The sequence below is a fragment of the Bradyrhizobium zhengyangense genome, assembly GCF_022012435.1.
GTDB classification, from domain to species: Bacteria; Pseudomonadota; Alphaproteobacteria; order Rhizobiales; family Xanthobacteraceae; genus Bradyrhizobium; species Bradyrhizobium zhengyangense.
In genome coordinates this window covers 276,401-298,276 of the sequence record NZ_JAKLUA010000009.1, presented here as the reverse complement: position 1 = coordinate 298,276, position 21,876 = coordinate 276,401, and the positions used below count along the sequence as shown (strand labels likewise).

Here is a 21,876-nt window from a genome sequence, read left to right as displayed (position 1 = left end):
TCCAAAAAACAGTTCATGCCAGGCTGTATCGCAGCTCATTCGCGCGATGCCCAGGTGGGGGGCTCATGCCGGTTACAGAAGGGCAACGGTAGAAAACCGTTCTACCGCACAACACCGCCGATCGATCGGCGGATCGTGCTCGACACCTCCTGGCTCGCGCGTTGCCGCCCGGTGGTGTCGCTAGAGCATGCATACGAACGCGACTGAGGGGGCGAGTATGATCGTTTCCATCCGAGAGCTTGCCTCGCGCCTTGGTTGACTTCGAGATCCGAAGGCCTCCCGGCATGACATCCTGCGGCGCCACGCGACTGCCGTGACGTGACAGGCCTGCATATTAGAGCCCTACGCCCCGATTTCGGTGGCGTGCTCTGCTACTGGAACGGTAACACTGTCACCATCATCCCTGAGCTGAACAATGACATTGCCAGAGGCGTCCAACGTCATGCGGCTCCCGCGCGGCACAACTAGTGTTGATGATTGCTCATCCAAAAGGGCCGGGCCTTCGATCGATCCTGCAATCCCGAGTTCCGATCGTCGAAGAACTGGGACTTTAACCCAAGCGCGAGTTGCATCATCATACACGGGTCGATAGCGAGATCCCTCCGAGCGAGGAGGGTCTTCCATCCGACCAAGTTTCGCGGGTTCTCGTACTTCTTTCAGGGTTACACGGATGTTCATAATCTCAAGATCAAGATCGGGTATGATATCGCCGAAGATACCTTTATAGGTCTGGATGAACGCAGCGCGAATAGTTTCACGTTCGCTCTCGCTGTAGGGTCCAACGGGCAGTCCTGTTACCAGCTCCGACCCTTGGCCCACAAAGCGAATGTCGGCGCGGCGCTCCATCTGAAGTGTACTGTGCGGAGATCTGGCCTGCGCAATCACGCGCCTTGTGTCGTCTTCCAGGCGCCTGAAGGCTGCTTCGAGTTTCTCGATTTCCATCGATCCCAGCAGGGCGCCAAGCGTTCTCGAGCGATCAACACGCGCGGGTGCAATCAACAAGCCGAGTGCCGACGCGACGCCAGCATTCGGCGGACAGATAACCTGTTTGATGCCGAGACGTCTGGCGACGTCACAACCGTGCATCGGGCCGCCACCGCCCGTCACGATGAGCTTGTACTTAGTTATATCGTGGCCTCGCTCAGCAACATGGACACGCGCGGCGGCTGCCATCGTCTCGTTAACAATGGCCTGAATGCCATTCGCCACTTTGATGAATGGCATCTCTATGGCGTGCCCGACGCCTGTGAGCGCCGCCTCTGCAGCTCCGCGGCGCAAAACCATAGTGCCACCGGCAAAGTTATCAACGTCAATCGCCCCCGAAACAACGTTTGCATCGGTAACCGTTGGCGCAGTTCCGCCGTTCGGGTAGCAGGCGGGGCCAGGTCGCGATCCCGCACTTTGCGGCCCCACCTTGAGCATTCCTAGCTCATCAACATGTGCGATGCTCCCGCCGCCCGCACCGATTTCGATAAGCTCAACAGTCGAGATGTTCACCGGCAATCCGCTTCCTGGGGCGAACCGCTTCTGGCGAGCCGCTTCAAACTGATACGCGATCAGGGGCTCGCCGTTCTCAATCACGCCAAGCTTTGCAGTTGTCCCGCCCATGTCGAAGGCAAGCACATTGTCAAATCCGGAGCGTTTGCCGAAATACGCGGCCACCAATGTGCCAGCAGCCGGCCCCGACTCCAACAGTTCGATCGGCGTACGGCGCGCTTCCTCGATATGCGTCAATCCGCCGTTTGAGAGCATCATGAAAAGTGCTCCTGGTATTCCAAAGGCCTTTAGCTGCACCTCGAGTTCACGCAAATATTTGTCTGCAATGGGCTTGATATACGCGTTCGCGGCGGTCGTTGACGTTCGTTCGTACTCCCGGATTTGTGGGCAGACCTCGGACGAGATCGACAGTTGGACTTGTGGGAAATGCCGCTCGATTAGGCTCTTGGCTCGCAGTTCATTTGTCCCATTGGCATATGAATGCAAGAATGAAACTGCCAGCGAAGTGACGCCCCTGTCGAGCAGCCGGCGTGTTTTTATTAGAAGTTCGTCTTCGTTGAGTGGATGCTGGATGTGCCCGTTGAACAAGGTGCGTTCATTAACTTCAACGCGATCATCCTGCTCAATCAATGGTTTTGGCAATTTCAGAAATAGATCATACAGATCGTATTTAAACTCCCGCTGTAAGTCGAGCGTATCCCTAAAGCCGCTCGTTGTGATCAATCCGGTCCTTGCGCCACGACGCTCGATGAGAGCGTTAGTGAACAACGTTGTCGCATGGACCACGCGACCAATCTGATCGGGATCGGTGCCGCTGGCGTTAACGACCTGCTTTACGCCGGCGAGGGCTCCAATTGTTGGATCATGGGGCGTCGTCAGCTCCTTGTGTGCGACAACGCGACCATCATCAGTGCAATAGAGGACAATGTCGGTGAACGTGCCGCCAATATCGATACCAAGCGAGTACATATCGGATCTAACCCTTCTTATACAAAATCTTTGGCGCCATCGGCTTCGGCCAGCGCTTCCTGAGCGCGGATCGGAACACCAAATCCGCCAGCGCCAGGTGTGCGCAGCAGAACGCGGGCACCAAAGTCGATAGTGTGTTGTATCTTGGGATCAACCCGAACGGTGTTGATCTGGATCTCACCGGCAGCGCCGGGATCGCCGCCTGCTAAGCCATTCGCCACAGCTTCTGGCTTAGTTCGTTCAGCCATAAAGGAAATTATGGTAGGCCCTTTATTTAGATTCTCGAAGAGAAACTCCTGCCCAGCCCCCCCTGTGAACCGACCGCTGCCCGCTGTCCGCGATCGGATTCGGCGGTGGCAAATTCTGATCGGCGCGGTTCGTTCCAGCACCTCGACGGGCGTGGAGGAAATGTTGCTCGGCCAAGACAACACGCTTGCGCCGTCCGAGGCCGCGCTGGCCCCATAGCCTCCGTTCAGGAAGAATAAGTTAGCGAAAGTCTTTCCATCCTCTTTGACGCCGGCCAGGTTTACGCACCAGAGAGGTGAGCCGACGTCGGAGATGACTCTCTCCGGCACGACTTGTGACAGCGCACGCAAGACCATCGCCGGCAGGAAATGTCCGATAAGTGCGCGTGCCCCGCCCGCTGCGGGCGGCTTTGAATTAAGAATTGAGCCAAGAGGTGCATGAATATTGAGCGGTTCCAACGCACCGTCATTGTTTGGCGTGTCGGGCGTAAGAACGGCTTTGATTCCATAGGCAGTGTATGCCGTCGTATAAGCAGCGCAGACGTTGATGGAGCGCTGCACTTGAGGATCTGTACCTCGGTAATCAACCTCGATTTCATCACCATGAACTTTAAGCGCCATCCGCAACACGATGCTATTTTCAAATCCATCGCTGACGGCGGTGGCATGATAGACGCCATCCGGTATTGCGGAAATCGCACGCCGCATCGCGGCTTCCGTCCGACCGCGGATCTGTTGAGACACTTCGGAGAATGAACGGAGCTCCCACTCCTTTAGCAAAGAAATGAGGCGCACCTCCATCAGATGCAGTGCAGAAAACTGCGCATAAAGGTCGCCTACCGTCTGATCTGGCGTACGAACGTTCTGGCGAAGCAGGCTTTCAAATGTGCGGTTCATTCGACCCGCCTCAACCACCTTCATCATTGGGATTTGGAATCCCTCCTCGTACACCTCGCGTGCATCGGCAGAACGGATGCGTCCACCAATGTCAGGAGCGTGCGTGACCGACCCAGCGAACGCAACAATATTGCCATTCAAGAAAATGGGCTTGGCTACCGTGATATCGGGCAGATGGCCGGTGCCAAGCCAGACATCGTTGGTGATCAGGATATCGCCCTCGGAGAGGGTCTCATGTGGAAACTGTTTGAGAAAGCCACGAACCGTCCGCGGAACGGTACCGATAAAGGATGGAATGCTGTTAGCGGGTTGCGCTAACGAGCGTCCTTCGGCATCCATGAGAACGCACGCAAAATCATTAGACTCGCGAACGACGGATGAGAAGGAGGTACGCAGCAGCGTCGTAGCGGCCTCTTCAGTCAGAGAAATCAGCCTTCGCCAAATCAATTCAAGCTGGATTGCATCAAGCACGTGTCAGTCTCCTTGGAGCGCCCGCGGCCTTGCCCTACGGTCTTGCACTCGCCCACGAAGCGCTGCGCGACAGTCGCACCAGCTCGGGCATTCTGCGGGACATTAAGTCAGGCTAAACGCGTCAGCCAATTCTTCTTGCTGCACGCTCTATACGCGGGTGATATAGCATTGGGATTGTTTGGCGGGCACGTCGGCCCGCGAGAGTTGCCTAGCTCGATCCGAAATCCCGCTAGGGGGCTTACTCCGTGCAGTCGCCGCACTTCACGACATGGGGGTCGTTGTGCAGGAACGTTTCCTTCAAGCTACGCGTGAAACGCTGCGACAGCGATGACTTCACAAGATGTCCCGGAAAGATTGCGAACATCTTAACCGAGATTCTCGGCGAAATACGAACAAATCGAACGTTATCGGAAATAAGCGGTTTGATGTAGGGACTTACGACGCCGATGCCAAGGTCGGCGGCGGCGAGCGAACAGAGGATCGCCGAATAGGTGACCTCGATCTCGGACGAGGGTTTCACGCCGTGCTGCGCGAGTGTCTGACGCCACAAATCACTTAGATCGTCTCCACGATTGAGAGTGAGCAGCGTTGCCTCTTGAAAATCAGAGACCGCAACCTCCTTCTTCGAAGCAAGCGGGCTGTTTGCGCAGACCGCACATAGGGCCTCAGATTCGTCACACACCTCGATTTCGAACTCTCCTGTTCGGAAATGAGCTCCGCTCGTCGTCAGGCCAACATCATAAATGCCATTGAGGAGCCCGTCTCTGATCTGCAGCGACCCTCCCGTCTGAAGGTTGATGCTCACACCGGGGCTAGACTGCCGGAATGCCTTCATGATCGTTGGAATAACGCCCATAGCCAGGGACGGAGTGGCAGCGATGCGCAATAGGCCGGTGCCGGATGACCTGATACTTTCAGCGGCTTGCTGTATCGTTTCCAAGCCAAGATAGTGCTTTTGGACGATTTCAAAGAGCATTTTGGCTTCAGGGGTTGGAACCAAACGGCCCCGTCGATAATCGAACAGTCGAAATTTCACAGCGTCTTGCGCTTGCGCCAACAGCCGGCTCACCGACGGTTGCGTTGTATTTAGAATTTCGGCTGCGGCAAGCGTTGTCCCACATTGCATCATAGCCCGAAACGCATCGATCTCGCGGGAACTGAGCGCTCTAGCCATATGCCGCCCAAACAAATTTACATTTTAGATGCATAAGCCCGATTCGAATAAATCAAATGGTATTCTCGGCCATGCGTCAAGTCGTTCGACGGATGAACTTCAGCTCCCACAATAAGAAAGGCCGCGGCGCTTTGTTGCACCGCGGCCCTTTTGTATGCGCATTGAAAGGCTCGACAAAGGCGGCGCGCCACGAGATCTCTTATGGAACGCCTGTAGCTGGACGTTTCGTATTGACGTTTTTGGGATAGCGTAACCCGAGGTTTTCGCGAAGTGTCTTGCCGCGGTAGCTTTTGCGCATAAGTCCGCGTTCCTGGAGCACGGGGACTACCATCGACACAAAATCTTCCAGGCAGGTCGGCATGTAAGGGAACGTTATCATAAACCCATCTCCAGCTTCATTGTCGATCCAACGTTCCATCTCGTCGGCGATCTGGCTTGGAGTGCCACAGAAAATCTCGAATCCGCGTTCGTAGCGCTGTGCAATCTCCCTTAGCGTGAATTTACGCGATCGGATCATGTCCGCAAGTATATTGAAATAACCCTGATGAAGGTTTGAGGAAGTCGGGATCATCTGTTCGGGAACGAGTTCGTCCAGTGGCAGCTTCGACAGGTCGACTTCAAGGTCCGTACTGACATACGCGACCTTGGCTTCAATCGGCATCACACTGTTTAGTAGGCGAAGCTTTTCCTTCGCTTCTGCTTCGGTTGAACCGACCATCGCGCGGAAGCCGGCGAGTACCTTAAGTTCGGAAGGATCACGGCGGTACTTCGCCATCCTGCTTTTGATATCCTTGTAGAGGGACGCAGCCTCCTCAAGAGTTGCGCCCGTTCCGAAGACGACCTCAGCGGTTTCTGCGGCAAATTCCCTACCCACCGAGGACGCGCCCGCCTGGATAATGACGGGTTGCCCCTGCGGAGCACGTGCAATATTGAGTCCGCCTTGTACCTTGAAATGTTTCCCTTCGTATCGAACGTGGTGAAATCGGTTCGGATCGAAGTTCATAGCTCTTGCCTTGTCGAAGATGAAGGCATCATCGTCCCAAGTATCCCAGTAAGCTCGGACCACCTCCAGGGCTTCTCTGGCTCTGGCATAGCGCTCGTCGTGTGGCGGCATCGTCTTATAGCCATAGTTGCGGCATGAATACTGGTTTGCAGTCGTCACAACGTTCCACGCTGCTCGCCCTCCCGAAAGGTGATCGAGCGATGCGAATTGCCGGGCGATATTAAACGGCTCAGTGAAGCTCGCAGATACCGTGGCGCCGAGGCCAAGCTCTTCTGTGCTCGCAGCTAGCGCAGAGAGAAGCGTCAAGGGCTCAAGTACGTTTTGCCCGCGTGGCCATTGCGCCATTGCGTGGAGATTGTCGACATCAACGCCCGGACTGTCCGCTAGAAACATCAGATCGAAGCGGCCTGCTTCACATAGCTTTGCGAGCTCTGTGTAGTACTGAAGACTCAACGCCTTCTTTGGATCCGTATCTGGATGGCGCCACGCGGCACTTGCGCTACCGGCTGCATGTATGAGTGCGGCGAAAGCGATTTCCTTTGCCATTTCGTTCCTCAATTCCTCTCTGGTCGTATGTAGAGATGCTGCGTGTTAATCGAGCACCGCCGAAATGAACTCTTTGGTCCTTGCGCCCTTGGGGTGCATAAGAACCTCTCGGGCAGTGCCTTCTTCTGCGATTTGGCCTTGTTCCATAAAGATCACGCGATCTGCGACCTCGCTCGCAAATCCAAGTTCGTGCGTAACGACCACCATAGTCATGCCGGTGCGTGCCAATTCCTTCATCGCCGCGAGGACTTCGGCAACGAGTTCAGGATCGAGTGCAGATGTCGGCTCGTCGAAGAGCATAAGGCGCGGGTGCATAGCCATAGCCCGCGCGATGGCCACACGTTGTTGCTGGCCGCCAGACAGGCTGGAAGGGTACGCGTTACGCTTCTCGGATAAGCCTACGCGTGCTAGGAGGGCTTCCGCCTCACAAACGACGTCAGCCTTATTGCGCTTTAAGACACGCACGGGTCCCTCAATGACATTGTCAAGAGCAGTCATATGGGGAAAGAGATTAAATCGTTGAAACACCATCGCGGTCTTCGTCCGCTGGCGGGCGAGTTCCGCACCGCCTAGTGGCCGCAATTGCGACCCCACTTGGCGATAGCCCACGATTTCGTCGTCTATCCAGATATGTCCTGAGTCGACGGAAACCAGTTGATTAATACATCTCAAGAGCGTCGTTTTGCCTGAGCCTGATGAGCCGATCAAACACACTACTTCATTGGGCATGACGTCGAGGGAGACGCCGTCCAGAACTTGTAGATTTCCATACCGCTTCTTAACTCTTCTCATTGAGAGCAAAGGCTTGGTCATCGGACCCTCACGACAGATGTTCCCCGCGCGAACCGCCATTCGAGCAGCAACTGAAGCGGCGTGAGAATGGAGACAGCGAGGAGATACCAAGCGCCTGCTACGATCAGTAGCTCAATCACGCGCTGATTGACGAAGTACACGTTCTGTGCGCTGTAAAGTAAATCGGTGTACTGGATCACGCTGGCGAGTGACGTCATTTTTACCATTCCAATAAACTCGTTACCAATCGGCGGAACTATCACGCGCATTGCTTGAGGTAGGACGATTCTCCAGAGCGCGTGTAGACGGGTCATGCCAATCGACTGTGCCGCTTCGTGCTGGCCCGCATCAACCGAGAGGATTCCGGCGCGAATGACCTCCGAGGTATAGGCACCCTGATTGATGCCAAGGCCAAGCAGCGCGGCCCAAAAGGGCGTGATGACATCGACAGTCGGGGCCGTCCACAGACCGGGAATGCCGATGACTGGGATGATTAAGGCTAGATTATACCAAATCAGAAGCTGGAGGATTACCGGCGTCCCGCGAAAGAACCATTGGTAGCCAAATGCGACGATGACTAGGAGCGGATTATCCGACATTCGCATAATCGAGATAGCCAAGCCGAGCGCGACACCGACAATCATCGCCAGCACGGACAAGATCATCGTATGCCAGAAGCCCGCGAGAATTGTAGGCGCCGCTAAGTATTTGGCAACAACGTTCCATTCGATCTGCGCGTTAGCGAAGGCCCTTACAATAAGGACCAACAGACCAAGAACTAGTACGCCCATTATCCAGCGGCCGACGTAACGCGGCGGCACGATCTCGACCAACGACAGATCGGGCCGTGAAAAGAGAGTGGAGGAACCGCTGCTCGATCGTACAGGCTTGTTTGACACCGCGCTCATTTTCGCGGTTCCGAATTTAGATATACTTCCGAAATAGCGAGTTTGCTCAACTGATATCTAGCCAGGATCTTTGCATAAGTGCCGTCCTTAATCATCGCATCCAGAGCGTCGGCGATCGCGTCACGCAGCGCGACATCGCCCTTACGCACACCAATTGCCTTGAATTCTGGCGCGAAGGGCTCGCCGATCGTCTTGTAAAGGCCTTTGGACTCCGCAATCATGTAAGGAACCTCGACGAAGCCCTGCAGTGCTGCATCAATTCGGCCTTGCGTTAGCTGCAGCCGCGTATCTGGCGTTGATTCGGTGCCAATCAACTTCACAGCCGGCATTCCCTTCTGAACGCAGTCCGACTCGCTCTTTGCAAGCATCACTTTGTACCAAACAGTGGACCGAATGGCGCCGGCCCGCTTACCGCAAAGATCGGACAACTCCTTTAGCTGAGAATTGGAAAGTGCGTAGACCTGATAGAAATCCCTGAAGTAATCGACCATCTCCATAATGGAATGACGTTCAGGGAGGTCGCTAAGTCCACCCATGATGATATCGATCCGACCGGTCTGCAGTGACGGGATGTACTGCGCAAATAGCATTTCATTGAATTCGGCCTTGACGCCCAAACGTGCTGCGATTTCCCGGCCAATATCTACATTCATCCCTCTGAATTCGCCCGTCTCCGGATCCTTGAACTGCAGCGGTGGCAATGCATTGCTGAGACCCATGCGCAGGACTCCCGCCGTTTTGACTGCGTCGGGCACCTGGATCTCTGCTGCACTCACTACCCTCCAGGAGGCAATGGAAAGCCCTACAATTGCTGATAGGGCAACAACTTTCGCGATTTGACTGGTGAACCCGTTTACTCGCCACGGTCCCATCTATTTCTCCTCCCTATTGGTAGCCCTTGCCTTCAGGGGCACGTGTTTCACTCGGCCGCGTGCTGTTGAGGGTAGGAAATTAGACCTCAATGACGCGGCACCGACGTCTTCCATTGGCCAGCACGGCAAACCGCGAAGCGTGCTTGGGCTCGACACGGGAAGCTGGGCGGCAGTTTCGCAACTCGTAAAGTGTTGCTTTCCTGCCGCCACAGCTCGACGGTGCTAATTAGCAACGCTAAGGGGCGGGCTATTTTGGATCAAATTCATTCTATCAAGGTCAGTATGCATCCAAGGCATAGGCCGACCCTCAGCACAAAAAATGGCCCATGCTAGGACAAAACGCGCCATCCATTGATTGTGCGTTGCGGGGCCTCGCGAACCGCTGAGCGGCAGTCTCGATGGCGGTCTCCATTATTAGAGCTCCGGAGCGGGAAAGGGAGGTGCTCTTTCCGTGACACCTGCGCGATGGCAACGGCATGGGCGATGTCCTCGGAGTTGAAGTGTATCGAACGCACTTAAAGATGCTTGTCGCCACACGACCGGGCGAGATCTCGGTGACGCGAGCGCGAGATCAGTAAAGAACGGGGCTCAGCCCGCGAACGCGCAATACGCTGGCCTTGGTGGCATGATGGCTAGGGATGAAGAAAGCCAGGGCGTTCTGGAAAGGCGTAGTGGCCAGCGACCGACCAGACGTCAACCACGTAGCGGCGCGCATCGGCATTCTTGTCACGATCAGCCGTTTCACGTGCAGTGCCGCGCGCAGATTGACGTCGAGCAGCGCGTGGATTTCGTCAGACGCAAGGTCTAGGATGTTGCTACGCTGCGACTGACCGGCCTTGTTGACGAGAACGTCGAATGTGGTCGTACGCGCTAGCGCTCCAGGACGTCGAGATCGTTAATCTCGCGCCGACAGCCTCCGCATCCGGCTTGGCCGACAGCCTGGCCAGCGGCCGAACCTCGCGCTAGCGAGTAAATTAGAAGCCCTGAGGGCGGAAGCGGCGCCGAACCGTCGCAGCCCTGACTAACTCTACGCCGCCGGGAGAGCGAAGGAGAATATTGCCCCTCCCTCTGGTGCGTTGACAACAGTCAGTTCGGCACCATGTTCGCGCACGATTCCGTAGCTGATCCAAAGGCCGAGCCCGGTGCCCTCTCCAACGCGCTTGGTCGTAAAGAACGGCTCAAATATGCGACCTATGTTGTGCTGTTCGATCCCGGGCCCGTTATCGGACAAACGAATCAGGATCTCGTTCTGATTGCGGCGAGCCGATATCTTTAGCCGTGGCTCCTGAGTGCCGCGCGTCGCGTCAATTGCGTTTTCGACGAGATTTACGATAACCTGGTGGAGCTGCCCTTCATTCCCGCAAGTCCAAAGATCCGCCTCGATGTCCATGTGAATGTCGAGGCGAACCTGCTTCGTGCGGACTGCCCAGAGCACGGCGGTGTTGATCAGAGGCTCGATGTTGACGCGATCAAACTCCCCGAGCTTGCTGAGGGAAAGCCGGCGTAAGTTTTTTACAATTTCGCTAATGCGCACGGCGCCTTCCATTGTCCCGTCCAGGAGCGGGCCGAGATCCTCTAGAATGGCGTCAATGCGGAGGCTTTTCTTCAAGGCTGCAGCTTCGGAGCTTATCGATGTGCCGTGGACGGCATCAAGGTAGGATGTCAGCGCCGTGCGATAGCGCATCAAGGTGTGCACGTTTCCATAGACGAAGCTGATGGGATTATTAAGTTCGTGAGCGACACCGGCCACCAGTCGGCCGAGACTTGCCATTTTCTCCTGTTCTACCAATTGACGCTGCACTCGCTGTAGCTCCTGATGAGCCGTGTGCAATGCTTCATAGGCTCGGCGAAGCTCGCCGATAGGCCTTCCAGTCAGAACCACGCCAATGAAGCGGCCCCGATGGTCGTGTCGGGGCGAGCTGTTGATTGCGAACAGGTCTGAGCTGCCGCCTTCGGTCAAGAAACGGAGTTCGCCATCCACAACCTCGGACGGGCTCCGAGGCTTGAGGAGCGACATGAGCTTGGCGCCATCGGCAGCGTCAATGATGTCTGCCATCCTCCAGCCGACGATTTCGTCATTGGCGCGGTCAAGCGTGCGCTGTAAAGCGGAATTGACTTGCTGGATCTGGCCTTTCGCGTCGCAAACGATGAGGATATCAGAGACAGATTCGATGACGTTGGTGACAAATGCTTGAGCTTCCTCGAGCTCGGCATTCTTGTGTTCCAGATCGACCTCATAACGCAATAGGTCGGAATAAACCTCATCCATCTTGCGGATGACTTCGATCCAAGCGCCCTCACGCTCGTGGTCGAACTCGATAGCACCGCGATCGCTGATCAACTTGAGCAGCGAGTCGGATCCGTCAGGAGAATGCGTCGCCTTTGCCATTTTTTCTCAAATCATACCTGGACAGCTTGTTCCGCAGGCCTACCCGGGACAGGCCGAGCTCGCTGGCAACCCGGCTGATATTGCCCTCATACTTCTCCAGGGAGTTGATGATAACCGACTTCTCCAGATCCTCCACCCTGTCCTTCAGGCTCGCTGCGCCGTTCAGGTTCTGTATGACCCCCGTGGCGGTCCGCCTGCCGTTGCGCCGGCCGAGCAGCGTGGGAGCCTGCAATTCGTCCGAGTCAGCCAGCACGGCCATACGCTGGATCTCGTTCTGCAGTTCGCGCACGTTCCCTGGCCAAAGGTATTTGACGAAGCCCTCAAGAGCAGCGGAGGCAAAGCGCAGACCTGGCCGGTTGAAGGAAGTCTTGACTTGAGACAGTACTCCTTCTGCGATCAAGGGTATATCCATCGGCCGCTCCCAAAGCGCCGGCATGTGAACCGGGAACGCCGCCAGCCGGTAATAGAGATCACGGCGGAAGCGGCCCGCCTCCACCTCGGCCTCAAGATCCCGATTGGTGGCTGCCACCACACGGACGTCGACTTTCCTTACACGTTGCGCGCCCAGCGGACGGATCTCGCTCTCCTGCAGCACGCGGAGCAGCTTCACCTGAAACGCCGGCGAGGTCTCTCCGATTTCATCAAGGAAGATGGTACCGCCATCGGCAACTTCGAACAGACCGATGCGATCCTGGTAGGCGCCTGTGAAAGCGCCCTTCTTACACCCGAACAACTCGCTTTCGAGGAGCTCGTCAGGCAGCGCCCCACAGTTCTCAACGACGAAAGCCTTACCGGCTCGGGCTGAGCCGTAGTGGATCGCGCGTGCCAGCAGCTCTTTGCCGGTTCCGGATTCGCCCGTGATCAGCACGGAGATGTCGTATTCGGCCGCCCGCCGGCCGAGTTCAATGACCGCATGCATCGGGCTGTCCGGGGCGTGCACAATTCGGTTGAAGTCATAGAGATGCTTAGCTGCGCCGCGCTTGACCGAAACGACCCTCTTGATGTGCTCGGGCGTTGCTTTGACGTCGACCCCTGCGGTCTCTGTCTCCTTCTGAAGCCGATAGAGCTGGACCGCCTCCTTGACAATGTCGATCAGCCGGTCCGGCTGCCAGGGCTTCGTGATGTATTGATAGATGCCCGCCTCATTGAGCCCTGCGATGATGTCGTCCGATTCCGAATAGCCGGAGATGATCATGCGAACCGGATCGGGCCAGAGCTCGCGCACCCGCTTGAGGAAACTGACGCCGGATTCGTGCGGCATGCGCTGATCGCAGATGATGGCGTGGACGATCTCCCCTTCGAGCAGCTTTTCAGCGTCTGCTGCGCTGCCGGCGCAGAGTACCTCAAAATCCTCGTTGAGGACGCGGCGTAGCGCCTCCTGTGACCTGACCTCGTCGTCGACTACCAAAATAGTACCCTGGAAGCTCATATGCGCACCGCCATGCGGGTAGATTTGTCGAGCGCGCGAGGCGACCTATGGGGTGCGATTGTGAGTGGCGTGCGCGACTTCGGCACCTTGTGAATGAAGTTGTAGCGGGCGACGTGGTAACTCGGATCGAATCCGTAGAAATTAAGCCGCATCCGCCGCAGCTCCTCGTCGCGATAGGCCTGCAAGGGCTTGTGGGCTTCGTCCGCTGCGCGACGTCGCTGCTTGTCAGCAAGACGCGTCGCAAAGCGTTCATCCGCCGCCATGCTCGCGGCAAGGCTCATGAGGCGGCCCTCCGCCAGCTCCCCGCCCGACAGAGCACGATCGATGATGCCAAGGCGCCCCGCCTCTGCCACGCCCATCGGCAGGCGGCATTGCGTGATCCGGGTGGCGTTCGCTGCACCCGCGCGGCGCGGCAGCAGATAAGTCCAGTATTCCGAGCCGAAGAGATTGCCTATGTCCTTATAATGTGGATTCAGGACGACCTGATCGCTCGCCCAGACCTCGTCGGCAGCGAGACTTAAAAATACCCCTCCCGCCCCGGCGTTGCCGCGAATGACGGAAACGACGAGCCGATCGGTGGTCTCGATGACAGTGTGCGCAAGATCGTCGATCGCATTGATGTTGCGCCAAGACTCGTCCGCAGCGCTGTCAGCCGCCTCGATCTCGGCGAGGTGAATGCCGTTGGACCAGTAATCACGTCCACCGGTCAGGAGAAGCACCTTGGTTGGGCGGGCCAGCGCAGCTCGGTAGGCGTTCAACAACGCTTCGCAGTCAGAGGTCGCCATGGCGCCATTGTAAAAGGAAAACTGCAACTCGCCGACCTCGCCCTGCTCGCGATATCGTATGGGCGCATAGCCGCAATCGGGTCGGTACGGCAGGCGCATCGCCTGCTCCGCAAAGACCTTTGCTGCGGATCGTTTCAGGCTTTTCGGTACAAGCTGCCGCACATGGCCGATCCAGACGGCACCATCGACCGTGGCCCGGGCCAAGGCTCCATCGCAATGCGCCACAATGGTTCCGGGCACACCGGAGATGCCGCGCGCCTCGTGGGCGTCGAACAGCCTGACATCTTTGAAGAACAAGCTGTCGACCAAGCCCGGCATTCCGTCTGCACTGTGGATCTTGCGCAGGACGGTCTCGCTCGTGTCGTGCTGCCAATCGATCATCCGGTCGGCCTGCCGGCAGGGCCCGCGCACCCGAATGCGGGGATCATCGGCAGGCATCGGCGACGGTGTCGGCTGTCCGGCTTCGATTGCTGCAATGGCTTCGAGCACCGCCGCGACCGCGCACGTCGTGACCTCGTTGCGGTAGATGCTGGATTTAGCCGCGCACCGCATCGGGAAGGTTCTGAAAGCCCAGATCGGACCAGCGTCGAACCCGCCGTCGGCCTGAAGCACAGTCACGCCCCAATTGGAAACACCTTCCAGAATCGCCCAGTCGAGCGCCGCCGGACCGCGGTCGCCGGGCGGACCGGGATGGACGATCAGGCAGCGCACGCTACGCCAGACATCTTCGGGGATTGCGCGCTTGAGGAACGGCGCGATCACCAGATCTGGCTGATACAGCGCCACGCTTTCGCGCGTAACGTCGGGGTGGATATCCAGCTCGACCGAGACCTCGTGGCCGCCCTCCCTGAGCTCGACGTGGAGCCGTTGCGTCAGGCTGTTGAAGGAGTGCGTGAGAAGCAGGATGCGCATGACCGGCCTCAGCAGATCCTCGGCAGTTGTTCGCCCGACAGCCAGTCGACGATCCGGCCACCGCCAAAGCTCGTCGCCATCTGCACGAAATGGTGATCGTCGGCCACGGCCTCGCCGATGTCGGCCGCATCACAGCCGAGCGGATGCGCGCGCATCGTCGCGAGCACGGCAGCGGCCGCCTCCGGGGCCACAATTGCAACCAGCTTGCCTTCGTTGGCCACATAGAGCGGGTCGAGGCCCAGCAGTTCGCAGGCCGCGGCCACGCCCGGCTTCACTGGGATCGCCTCCTCCTGCACACGGAAGCCGAGGCCAGACTGCTGGGCGATCTCGTTGAGCGCGGCGGCTAGCCCGCCGCGGGTCGGATCGCGCATCAGGCGGATGCCCTCTCCGCCTGCGGTGACCATCTTTGCCACGAGATCATGCAGCGAGGCTGAGTCCGAGACGATCTCGGTCTCGAAGGCGAGGTTCTGCCGCTTCGACATGATAGCGACGCCGTGGTCCCCGAGCGTGCCGGAGATCAGGACGCGATCGCCGACGCGAGCCTTCTCGGCGGATAGATCGAGGCCATCGGGTACGACGCCGACGCCGGCGGTCGAGATGAAGAGGCCGTCGGCCTTGCCGCGCTCGACCACCTTGGTATCGCCCGTGATGATATGGACGCCGGCCGCGCGCGCCGCCTCGCCCATAGATTCCGCGATCATCTTCAGGTCGGAGAAGCGAAAGCCCTCCTCGATGATGAAGCTCGCCGAGAGGTAGAGCGGCCGCGCGCCGGCCATGGCGATGTCGTTGACCGTGCCGTGCACGGCGAGCGAGCCGATATTGCCGCCCGGGAAGAATAGCGGCGAGACCACGTAACCGTCGGTCGTCATGACCATGCGTCCGGCTGCGACATCGAAGGCCGACTGGTCATTGCCGCGCGCCAGCCATTCGTTGCCGAAGGCCGAGTGGAAAAGACCCGAGATCAGCTGTGCCATCGCGCGGCCGCCAGAGCCGTGGGACAGGTCTACGCAGCCGTTCTTGATGTCGAGCTTGCGTTGATGGGCCTTCATGATGCCCGCCTCTGCTGATGGTCGCGGAAGCGGCCATAGGTCCAGTGCGCAGCGCAGGCGCCCTCGGACGAGACCATGCAAGACCCTATCGGCGTTTCCGGCGTGCAGACCGTGCCGAACAGCTTGCAATCGACCGGTTTCTTCACGCCGCGCAGGATGGCGCCGCATTCACAGGCCGGATTGTCGGCAACGCGGAGCTCCTTCATGTCGAAGCGCGCTTCGGCATCGTATTTCGCGAAAGCGCGCTTCAGCTTCAGGCCGCTATAGGGTACCTGCCCGAGCCCGCGCCATTCGAACTGGTCGCGCAGCTCGAAAATGTCGGAGACCTCCTCCTTGGCGCGCAGATTGCCGTCACGCTTTACAGCGCGGCTGTACTGGTTCTCGACCTCGTGCCGGTTCTCATTGACCTGCCGCACCAGCATCAGGATCGCCTGCATCATGTCGAGAGGCTCGAAGCCCGAGATCACGACCGGCTTGCCGAATTCTTCCGCGAAGAACTCGTAAGGAGCCGTCCCGATAATAGTCGAGACATGCGCAGGTCCGACAAAGCCGTCGATCTCGACCCGGCCGATGTTGCGAATATCCGGGCTCTCCAAGATGTTCTGCATCGCCGGCGGCGTCAGCACGTGGTTGCAGAAGACGCTGAAATTGGCGAGCTGCTTCTTTTCGGCCAAACGGATCATGACCGCAGTGGGCGGCGTCGTCGTTTCGAAGCCGATGGCGAAGAATACGATCTGGCGCTGCGGATTCTCCTCGGCGATCCTGAGCGCATCGATGGTGGAATAGACCATGCGGATGTCGGCGCCTTTCGCCTTTGCCTTCAGCAACGAGGCGCCTTGCGAGCCCGGCACGCGCATCAGATCGCCATAGACGCAGAAGATGATTTCGGGCCGTTCGGCCAGTCGGATCGCCATGTCGATGCGCCCCGCCGGCAGTACGCAAACCGGGCAACCCGGACCGTGGATCATCCGCACGTTTTTAGGCAGCATGTCCTCCAGGCCATAACGCGAGATCGCATGCGTGTGGCCGCCGCAGAATTCCATGAAGCGATAGGGGCGCTGCGGATCTGCTTCGGACTGGATCGCGTTCGCAAGCCCGAGCGCGATCTCCTTGTCGCGGAACTCGTCGGCATACTTCATGGCATGGCTCCCAGGGCCTCGGCGCTAAGCTCGTGCAGCAATTCCAGCGTCCGTTGCGCCTCTTCCGGATCGATTTTGGTAAGCGCGTAGCCGACATGGATGATCACGTAGTCGCCGATGGCGAGATCCTCGATGAGCGCGACGGAGATCTCCTTGCTGACGCCGTCGATGGACACAATGGCCATGTCGTCAGGCAGGAGCTTTGTCACCTCGGCGGGTATGGCAAGACACATCAGGCGGTTCCTTCTAAGCCTTGGTGTTCGAGAAGTTGCAGCCCCGCGATCCAGGCCTGACCCAGGCTTAGGCCGCCATCATTCGGCGGCAGTTGGCGCGGCAAGAGCGGGGTGAGCCCGGCAGCGATGCAACCGCGCGAAATCCCGGTGCTGAGGCGGGCGTTCAGGAAGCAGCCGCCGCTCAAGGCGACGGTCTCAAGTCCGGTCTCACGAGCCGCTTGGGAGATCCAATCGACGCAAGCGGCAGCGAAGGTGCCGTGAAACAGCCCGGCCCCGTCGGTGGGATCCGGCGCATCGACCACCAGACGGTCGAGCAATGGGAGCAGCGACAGCACGCCATTCTCGATCACCCAGCCGCCGGACACAACGCGCGGCTCGCGGACCCGCGCCTCTAGCTTCATGGCAGCCTCGCCTTCGTAGGTTTGTACGGTGCAGACCCCGAGCAGCCCTGCGGCCGCATCGAACAGCCGGCCGGCGCTGGTCGTCGTGGGCATACCGGGTTGTTCGAGCAGAGCCGATAGGCGCGCGGCCTGCGGCTGTGCCGCAAAGCGAGACGCAATCGCATCGCCGCGCCGAAGCGCGTGCAGCACGCTGGCGGCCATCCGCCACGGCTCGCGCGCGACCCGATCGCCGCCCGGCATCTTCAGCGGCGCCAGATGCCCGAGCCGCCGGAACCGCGCGCCTTCACAGGCAAGCAGTTCGCCCCCCCAATTGCCGCCGTCGCTGCCGTAGCCGAACCCGTCAAGCACTAAGGCAAGCACCGGACCTGCGATGCCATGCTCCGCCATCACCGAGGCCGCATGGGCGTGATGGTGCTGGACCGCGATCAGCCTGGTCCCGCGTGCCTCGGCGAAACGGGTCGATGCCATGTTCGGATGCAAGTCGTGGATCAGGGCGACAGGCTCGACGTCGAGGGTAGACAGCAGATGGTCCACAGTTTCCTCGAAGAATCGGATGCCTTCTGCGGTGTCGAGGTCGCCGATGTGCTGGGAGACAAAGGCCTCGTTGCCGCGCGTCACCGCCACCGTCGACTTCAGCGCTCCGCCGACGGCAAGCAGGGGCGCCACCGAGCGCGCAAGCCGGACAGGCTCCGGGACATAGCCTCGCGCACGCCGAATGAACTGGGGCCGTCCGGCGACCACCGCAGCCAAGGAATCATCGGCGCGGGTGACGATGTCGCGGTCATGCGTGACGATGAGATCGGCGATGCCGGCAAGTCGTTGCTCCGCTTCGCGATTATCGATCAGCAGCGGCTCGCCGCTGAGATTGGCGCTGGTCGCGACAATCGCCCAGCTCTCGCCGACCGGCGCATGCGCCGCATTCAGCGCATCGAAAATCAGGTGGTGAAGCGGTGCGACCGGCAGCATGATGCCGATGCGCGCCAGCTCCGGCGCGATTGACTGCACAAGGCGCCCGCGCGACGTCAGCAACACGATCGGCCGCGGCCGTGACTCGAGCAGCGCAAGTTCGACAGCGTCGGCCTCGGCGAACTCGGCGACTGCCTCCAGCGTACCGACCATGACGGCGAAGGGCTTCTGATCGCGCTGCTTGCGCAGGCGCAGTTGCCGCACGGCCGCATCATTGTGAGCATCGCAGATGAGCTGATAACCGCCGAGGCCCTTGATCGCGACAATCTTGCCGCCCGCGACGGCGGCGGCGATCTCGGCGATGCCATGGCTGAGCCGCGGCCCGCATCGCGGGCACGCAATCGCCTCGGTATGGAAGCGGCGACTGCCGGGGTCAGCATAATCAGCGGCACAGGCTGCGCACATCGCAAAGCGCTTCATTGCGGTGGCCGGACGATCATAGGGCAGCCGCTCGGCGATGGTGTAGCGCGGACCGCAATGCGTGCAGTTGATGAAGGGATAGCGGTGGAATCGGCTTGCCGGATCGAACAGCTCGCTCAGGCATTCCCGGCAAGTCGCGGCGTCCGCGACGATGCGCGTCGACACCCTACCCTGCTCGCTGGTGCGAATCGAGAACTCCTCGGTGGCGGCGGCGCCGATCGGCTGAACCGAGATCTCGTCGATCCTGGCAAGCGGCGGCTTTTCCAGTGGCAGCGCGGCGACGAAATCGGACGCCCGCTCGCCTTCGACTTCGATAAGAACGCCGTTCGGATCGTTGGCGACGAAGCCGCCGAGGCGATAGCGGGTGGCGAGACCATAGACGTAGGGACGAAAGCCGACGCCCTGCACGGCGCCACGCACATGCAGGCGCAGCCGCTGTCCGTCCCGCGCTGTGGCCTTGTCGCTCATCCTCACTCCGCTGCCGTCATCTCGGCCGGCTTCGCCTTCGAAGCCCGCTTGCGGAGCCAGGCATAGAAGGCCAGGAAGCCTTCGCCGGTGCGCGCCGACACCGTCAGCACCTCGATCCTGGGATTGACCCGCCGCGCATATTCGATGGTCCTGGCGAGGTCGAAATCGAGCACGGGCGCAAGATCGATCTTGTTGATCAGCATAAGCGCGGAGGCAGCGAACATGTCCGGATATTTCAGCGGCTTGTCCTCGCCTTCGGTGGTCGAGAACACCACGATCTTGCAGGCTTCACCGAGGTCGAATGCCGCCGGACAGACGAGATTACCGACATTCTCGATGAACACGACCCCACCGTTCAGCCAGGGCAGCCGGTCATAGGCTTCACCGACCATGGCCGCGTCGAGATGGCAGCCCTTTCCGGTGTTGACCTGGATCGCCGGCACGCCGGTTGCGCGGATGCGCTCGGCATCGTTGGAGGTTTGCTGGTCACCCTCGATCACGCCGATCGGGAAACTGTCCTTCAGCTCACTGACGGTGCGGACTAGCAGCGAGGTTTTGCCGGCTCCGGGGCTCGAAACCAAGTTGAAGGCGAGCACGCCGTCGGCACGGAAGCGAGCGCGGTTGTCGGCGGCGAGTCTGTCGTTCTTGCCGAGAATATCGCGTTCGATCTGGATGATGCGATCGCTGCTCATGCCCGCGATCTGTTGGCCGGCGGCGTCTGCACTGCAGTCGAGCAGGCCCGTATCGCCAGGCCCATGATCGTGGCTTCCGTCGTGATGGTGGTGGTGATGGTGACCGGGGCCATGGTGGTGATGATGACCTCCATGAGCGTGCTCGTGATCCTGATTATGATCATGCGTATGTTCGTTGGACGCTTTGCCGTCGCTGCAGCCGCAGACCGTACACATCAGTCGACCTCCAGTTCCTTCACACGCATCTCTTCGCCGCCGGTGACCTGCAATTGATAGCTGCCGCAGGATGGACACGGCTCGTAGCGCTGCTTGATCTCGACGTTTTGCGAGCAGGCCATGCACCAGGCCGTGCCCGGCGTCGCGATGATCTCGAGTCTTGCGCCTTGCGCGATGGTCCGCGCCGCGACGGCCTCGAAGCAGAATTGCATTGCGTCCGGCGCGACATGGCTGAGCGCACCGATCTCTAAACACACCGCCTTCACTCGCAAGAACGAGCGCTTGCGCGCCTCTTCCTCGACGATCCCGATGATGCCCTCGCACAAGGCCATCTCATGCATGGCTGGCCTCGCGGAAGCTGACGCTGAATCCGACGCAGGGGTCGAACGCCCCGACAAGTGTCCGCACCGCGTCTTGGCCCTGCCGGCCGGCGGAGAGGAGCGCGCCCTTGAGGCTTCGCACCAGCGGTCCGCGTTCGTGAAAATTCCACTCGGTCGGAGCGATATATTCGAAGCCGACGATACGTCCTTCCTCATCGAGCTTAACCGCGTGATGGAGCCGGCCTCGGGCGCATTCCACTGCCGCTGCGCCCCGGCGCTCGCCGAGCCGATAGCTCGCAACGACGCCATTATCGGGAGCGTCCCGCCTGGCGTCCAGCCAACAGGTGAGCCGGGCGATCTCGTCGATGCGCGCTCTCACGCGCGCGGCGCCGCTAGCACTTAAGGACAAAATCTGTTCGCGCTGCGCCCGCCGCGCCCAGACGCCCGTTTCCGGAACCTTCCCGCAGAGTTCCGGCGCTTCGGAATAAGCCGTCCCTTCAGCCATGAGGCGCGTCACGATCTCAAGATCGTCAGCGGGGGTCAGAAAGAATTGGTCGGCCGCCGGCAATGACATCACCTCACGATCGCAGCGCGTCAGATAGGTGGAAAGTACGCTGCCTGGCGCCGGAGGCTGGTGTTCACCCGAAACTCCGAGCGCGCGGAGCGCAGCCTTGACGTGTGCAATGACATCGCGGCGCACGGTATCTGGCACGGTTTCAACCGCACCACTGAGAGTGGTGCTCGCCTGTATCATGCTTCGCACTGCGGGTGCGCTCTCCTGATCGAGTTCGAGGCCTGCGACGAACAGGCCGCGTATCAATTCAGTTAAGCGCTCGGCGACAACGGCCGTGAGACGATGCATCGCTATCGGCTTGATCGTCTCCAGCCCCTGCGCCGCCTCGATTGCTGAAAGGAAGGCCACTTGGTGGGCGACCGAGCATAAGGAGAACAGGCGCGGCAGCACAGGGATGAGCGCGCTTGCCGGCTTTCCGGCAAACAGCCTCGTCAGGGGAGGCCGGCTCCGTGGCCGGATAGCAACGTCCGAAATTGTGGTACCAGTGAGCCACACCATTATGTCAATTT

The 21,876-nt window shown here is 59.4% G+C and carries 18 protein-coding genes and 1 pseudogene; 1 reads left to right on the top strand and 18 read right to left on the bottom strand.

The genetic code is table 11. The features are described from left to right. Positions 1-207: hypothetical protein (locus L6637_RS26600; RefSeq protein ID WP_237864934.1), on the top strand; the 207-nt coding region annotated here is incomplete at its 5' end. 135 nt (positions 208-342) lie between these two features. Here the strand turns inward: L6637_RS26600 and L6637_RS26595 are convergent. From L6637_RS26595 to L6637_RS26515, 18 genes and pseudogenes are all read right to left on the bottom strand, one after another. Then, the gene (locus L6637_RS26595; RefSeq protein WP_128929537.1) at positions 343-2,466 is read right to left on the bottom strand and encodes a hydantoinase/oxoprolinase family protein; all 2,124 of its coding nucleotides are present in this window, start codon (positions 2,464-2,466) and stop codon (positions 343-345) included. Positions 2,467-2,483: 17 nt separating this feature from the next. Continuing rightward, the gene (locus tag L6637_RS26590) at positions 2,484-4,079 is read right to left on the bottom strand and encodes a hydantoinase B/oxoprolinase family protein (RefSeq protein ID WP_128929536.1); all 1,596 of its coding nucleotides are present in this window, start codon (positions 4,077-4,079) and stop codon (positions 2,484-2,486) included. 238 nt (positions 4,080-4,317) lie between these two features. Next, on the bottom strand, positions 4,318-5,253 hold the full coding sequence (locus L6637_RS26585; protein WP_128929535.1) for a LysR substrate-binding domain-containing protein: 936 nt from the start codon (positions 5,251-5,253) through the stop codon (positions 4,318-4,320). 199 nt (positions 5,254-5,452) lie between these two features. Next, positions 5,453-6,802, bottom strand: coding sequence for an LLM class flavin-dependent oxidoreductase (locus L6637_RS26580; RefSeq protein ID WP_128929534.1), 1,350 nt, complete (start codon positions 6,800-6,802; stop codon positions 5,453-5,455). Positions 6,803-6,847: 45 nt separating this feature from the next. Further along, the gene (locus tag L6637_RS26575) at positions 6,848-7,615 is read right to left on the bottom strand and encodes an amino acid ABC transporter ATP-binding protein (protein WP_128929533.1); all 768 of its coding nucleotides are present in this window, start codon (positions 7,613-7,615) and stop codon (positions 6,848-6,850) included. Beyond that, on the bottom strand, positions 7,612-8,502 hold the full coding sequence (locus L6637_RS26570; protein WP_128955168.1) for an amino acid ABC transporter permease: 891 nt from the start codon (positions 8,500-8,502) through the stop codon (positions 7,612-7,614). Before L6637_RS26570 ends, L6637_RS26575 begins: the two co-directional genes overlap by 4 nt. Further along, positions 8,499-9,374 carry an ABC transporter substrate-binding protein gene (locus L6637_RS26565; protein ID WP_128929531.1) on the bottom strand — a complete coding sequence of 292 codons (876 nt, stop codon included), beginning with the start codon at positions 9,372-9,374 and terminating at the stop codon, positions 8,499-8,501. Before L6637_RS26565 ends, L6637_RS26570 begins: the two co-directional genes overlap by 4 nt. A gap of 571 nt (positions 9,375-9,945) precedes the next feature. Then, positions 9,946-10,236 (bottom strand): annotated as a pseudogene (locus tag L6637_RS42815) (hypothetical protein); the annotation flags it as partial. Between the two features lie 165 nt (positions 10,237-10,401). Next, positions 10,402-11,763, bottom strand: coding sequence for a sensor histidine kinase (locus L6637_RS26560; protein ID WP_128929530.1), 1,362 nt, complete (start codon positions 11,761-11,763; stop codon positions 10,402-10,404). Continuing rightward, positions 11,738-13,192, bottom strand: coding sequence for a sigma-54-dependent transcriptional regulator (locus tag L6637_RS26555; RefSeq protein WP_128929529.1), 1,455 nt, complete (start codon positions 13,190-13,192; stop codon positions 11,738-11,740). Before L6637_RS26555 ends, L6637_RS26560 begins: the two co-directional genes overlap by 26 nt. Then, complete coding sequence (locus tag L6637_RS26550) at positions 13,189-14,889, bottom strand: hydrogenase maturation protein (RefSeq protein WP_128955167.1); 1,701 nt, start codon at positions 14,887-14,889, stop codon at positions 13,189-13,191. The genes L6637_RS26555 and L6637_RS26550 overlap by 4 nt, the downstream gene beginning before the upstream one ends. A gap of 8 nt (positions 14,890-14,897) precedes the next feature. Beyond that, positions 14,898-15,938, bottom strand: a complete 1,041-nt coding sequence (gene hypE, locus L6637_RS26545) for a hydrogenase expression/formation protein HypE (protein ID WP_128929527.1) — start codon at positions 15,936-15,938, stop codon at positions 14,898-14,900. Further along, on the bottom strand, positions 15,935-17,077 hold the full coding sequence (gene hypD, locus L6637_RS26540; RefSeq protein WP_128955166.1) for a hydrogenase formation protein HypD: 1,143 nt from the start codon (positions 17,075-17,077) through the stop codon (positions 15,935-15,937). The genes hypE and hypD overlap by 4 nt, the downstream gene beginning before the upstream one ends. Continuing rightward, positions 17,074-17,310 carry a HypC/HybG/HupF family hydrogenase formation chaperone gene (locus tag L6637_RS26535; RefSeq protein WP_128929525.1) on the bottom strand — a complete coding sequence of 79 codons (237 nt, stop codon included), beginning with the start codon at positions 17,308-17,310 and terminating at the stop codon, positions 17,074-17,076. Before L6637_RS26535 ends, hypD begins: the two co-directional genes overlap by 4 nt. Next, complete coding sequence (gene hypF, locus L6637_RS26530; RefSeq protein WP_164933597.1) at positions 17,310-19,565, bottom strand: carbamoyltransferase HypF; 2,256 nt, start codon at positions 19,563-19,565, stop codon at positions 17,310-17,312. The genes L6637_RS26535 and hypF overlap by 1 nt, the downstream gene beginning before the upstream one ends. 2 nt (positions 19,566-19,567) lie before the next feature. Further along, positions 19,568-20,473 carry a hydrogenase nickel incorporation protein HypB gene (gene hypB, locus L6637_RS26525; RefSeq protein ID WP_128955165.1) on the bottom strand — a complete coding sequence of 302 codons (906 nt, stop codon included), beginning with the start codon at positions 20,471-20,473 and terminating at the stop codon, positions 19,568-19,570. Then, positions 20,473-20,814 carry a hydrogenase maturation nickel metallochaperone HypA gene (gene hypA, locus L6637_RS26520; protein ID WP_128929522.1) on the bottom strand — a complete coding sequence of 114 codons (342 nt, stop codon included), beginning with the start codon at positions 20,812-20,814 and terminating at the stop codon, positions 20,473-20,475. Before hypA ends, hypB begins: the two co-directional genes overlap by 1 nt. Next, the gene (locus tag L6637_RS26515; protein ID WP_232995570.1) at positions 20,807-21,865 is read right to left on the bottom strand and encodes a nickel-dependent hydrogenase large subunit; all 1,059 of its coding nucleotides are present in this window, start codon (positions 21,863-21,865) and stop codon (positions 20,807-20,809) included. Before L6637_RS26515 ends, hypA begins: the two co-directional genes overlap by 8 nt. Positions 21,866-21,876 lie beyond the last annotated feature (11 nt).

Bases quoted from the DNA above. Each gene is read 5' to 3' on its own strand.
- L6637_RS26595 (WP_128929537.1), bottom strand. From the start codon at position 2,466: ATGTACTCGCTTGGTATCGATATTGGCGGCACGTTCACCGACATTGTC.
- L6637_RS26585 (WP_128929535.1), bottom strand. From the start codon at position 5,253: ATGGCTAGAGCGCTCAGTTCCCGCGAGATCGATGCGTTTCGGGCTATG.
- L6637_RS26580 (WP_128929534.1), bottom strand. From the start codon at position 6,802: ATGGCAAAGGAAATCGCTTTCGCCGCACTCATACATGCAGCCGGTAGC.
- L6637_RS26575 (WP_128929533.1), bottom strand. From the start codon at position 7,615: ATGACCAAGCCTTTGCTCTCAATGAGAAGAGTTAAGAAGCGGTATGGA.
- L6637_RS26570 (WP_128955168.1), bottom strand. From the start codon at position 8,502: ATGAGCGCGGTGTCAAACAAGCCTGTACGATCGAGCAGCGGTTCCTCC.
- L6637_RS26565 (WP_128929531.1), bottom strand. From the start codon at position 9,374: ATGGGACCGTGGCGAGTAAACGGGTTCACCAGTCAAATCGCGAAAGTT.
- L6637_RS26560 (WP_128929530.1), bottom strand. From the start codon at position 11,763: ATGGCAAAGGCGACGCATTCTCCTGACGGATCCGACTCGCTGCTCAAG.
- L6637_RS26555 (WP_128929529.1), bottom strand. From the start codon at position 13,192: ATGAGCTTCCAGGGTACTATTTTGGTAGTCGACGACGAGGTCAGGTCA.
- L6637_RS26550 (WP_128955167.1), bottom strand. From the start codon at position 14,889: ATGCGCATCCTGCTTCTCACGCACTCCTTCAACAGCCTGACGCAACGG.
- hypE (WP_128929527.1), bottom strand. From the start codon at position 15,938: ATGAAGGCCCATCAACGCAAGCTCGACATCAAGAACGGCTGCGTAGAC.
- hypD (WP_128955166.1), bottom strand. From the start codon at position 17,077: ATGAAGTATGCCGACGAGTTCCGCGACAAGGAGATCGCGCTCGGGCTT.
- L6637_RS26535 (WP_128929525.1), bottom strand. From the start codon at position 17,310: ATGTGTCTTGCCATACCCGCCGAGGTGACAAAGCTCCTGCCTGACGAC.
- hypF (WP_164933597.1), bottom strand. From the start codon at position 19,565: ATGAGCGACAAGGCCACAGCGCGGGACGGACAGCGGCTGCGCCTGCAT.
- hypB (WP_128955165.1), bottom strand. From the start codon at position 20,473: ATGTGTACGGTCTGCGGCTGCAGCGACGGCAAAGCGTCCAACGAACAT.
- hypA (WP_128929522.1), bottom strand. From the start codon at position 20,814: ATGCATGAGATGGCCTTGTGCGAGGGCATCATCGGGATCGTCGAGGAA.
- L6637_RS26515 (WP_232995570.1), bottom strand. From the start codon at position 21,865: ATGGTGTGGCTCACTGGTACCACAATTTCGGACGTTGCTATCCGGCCA.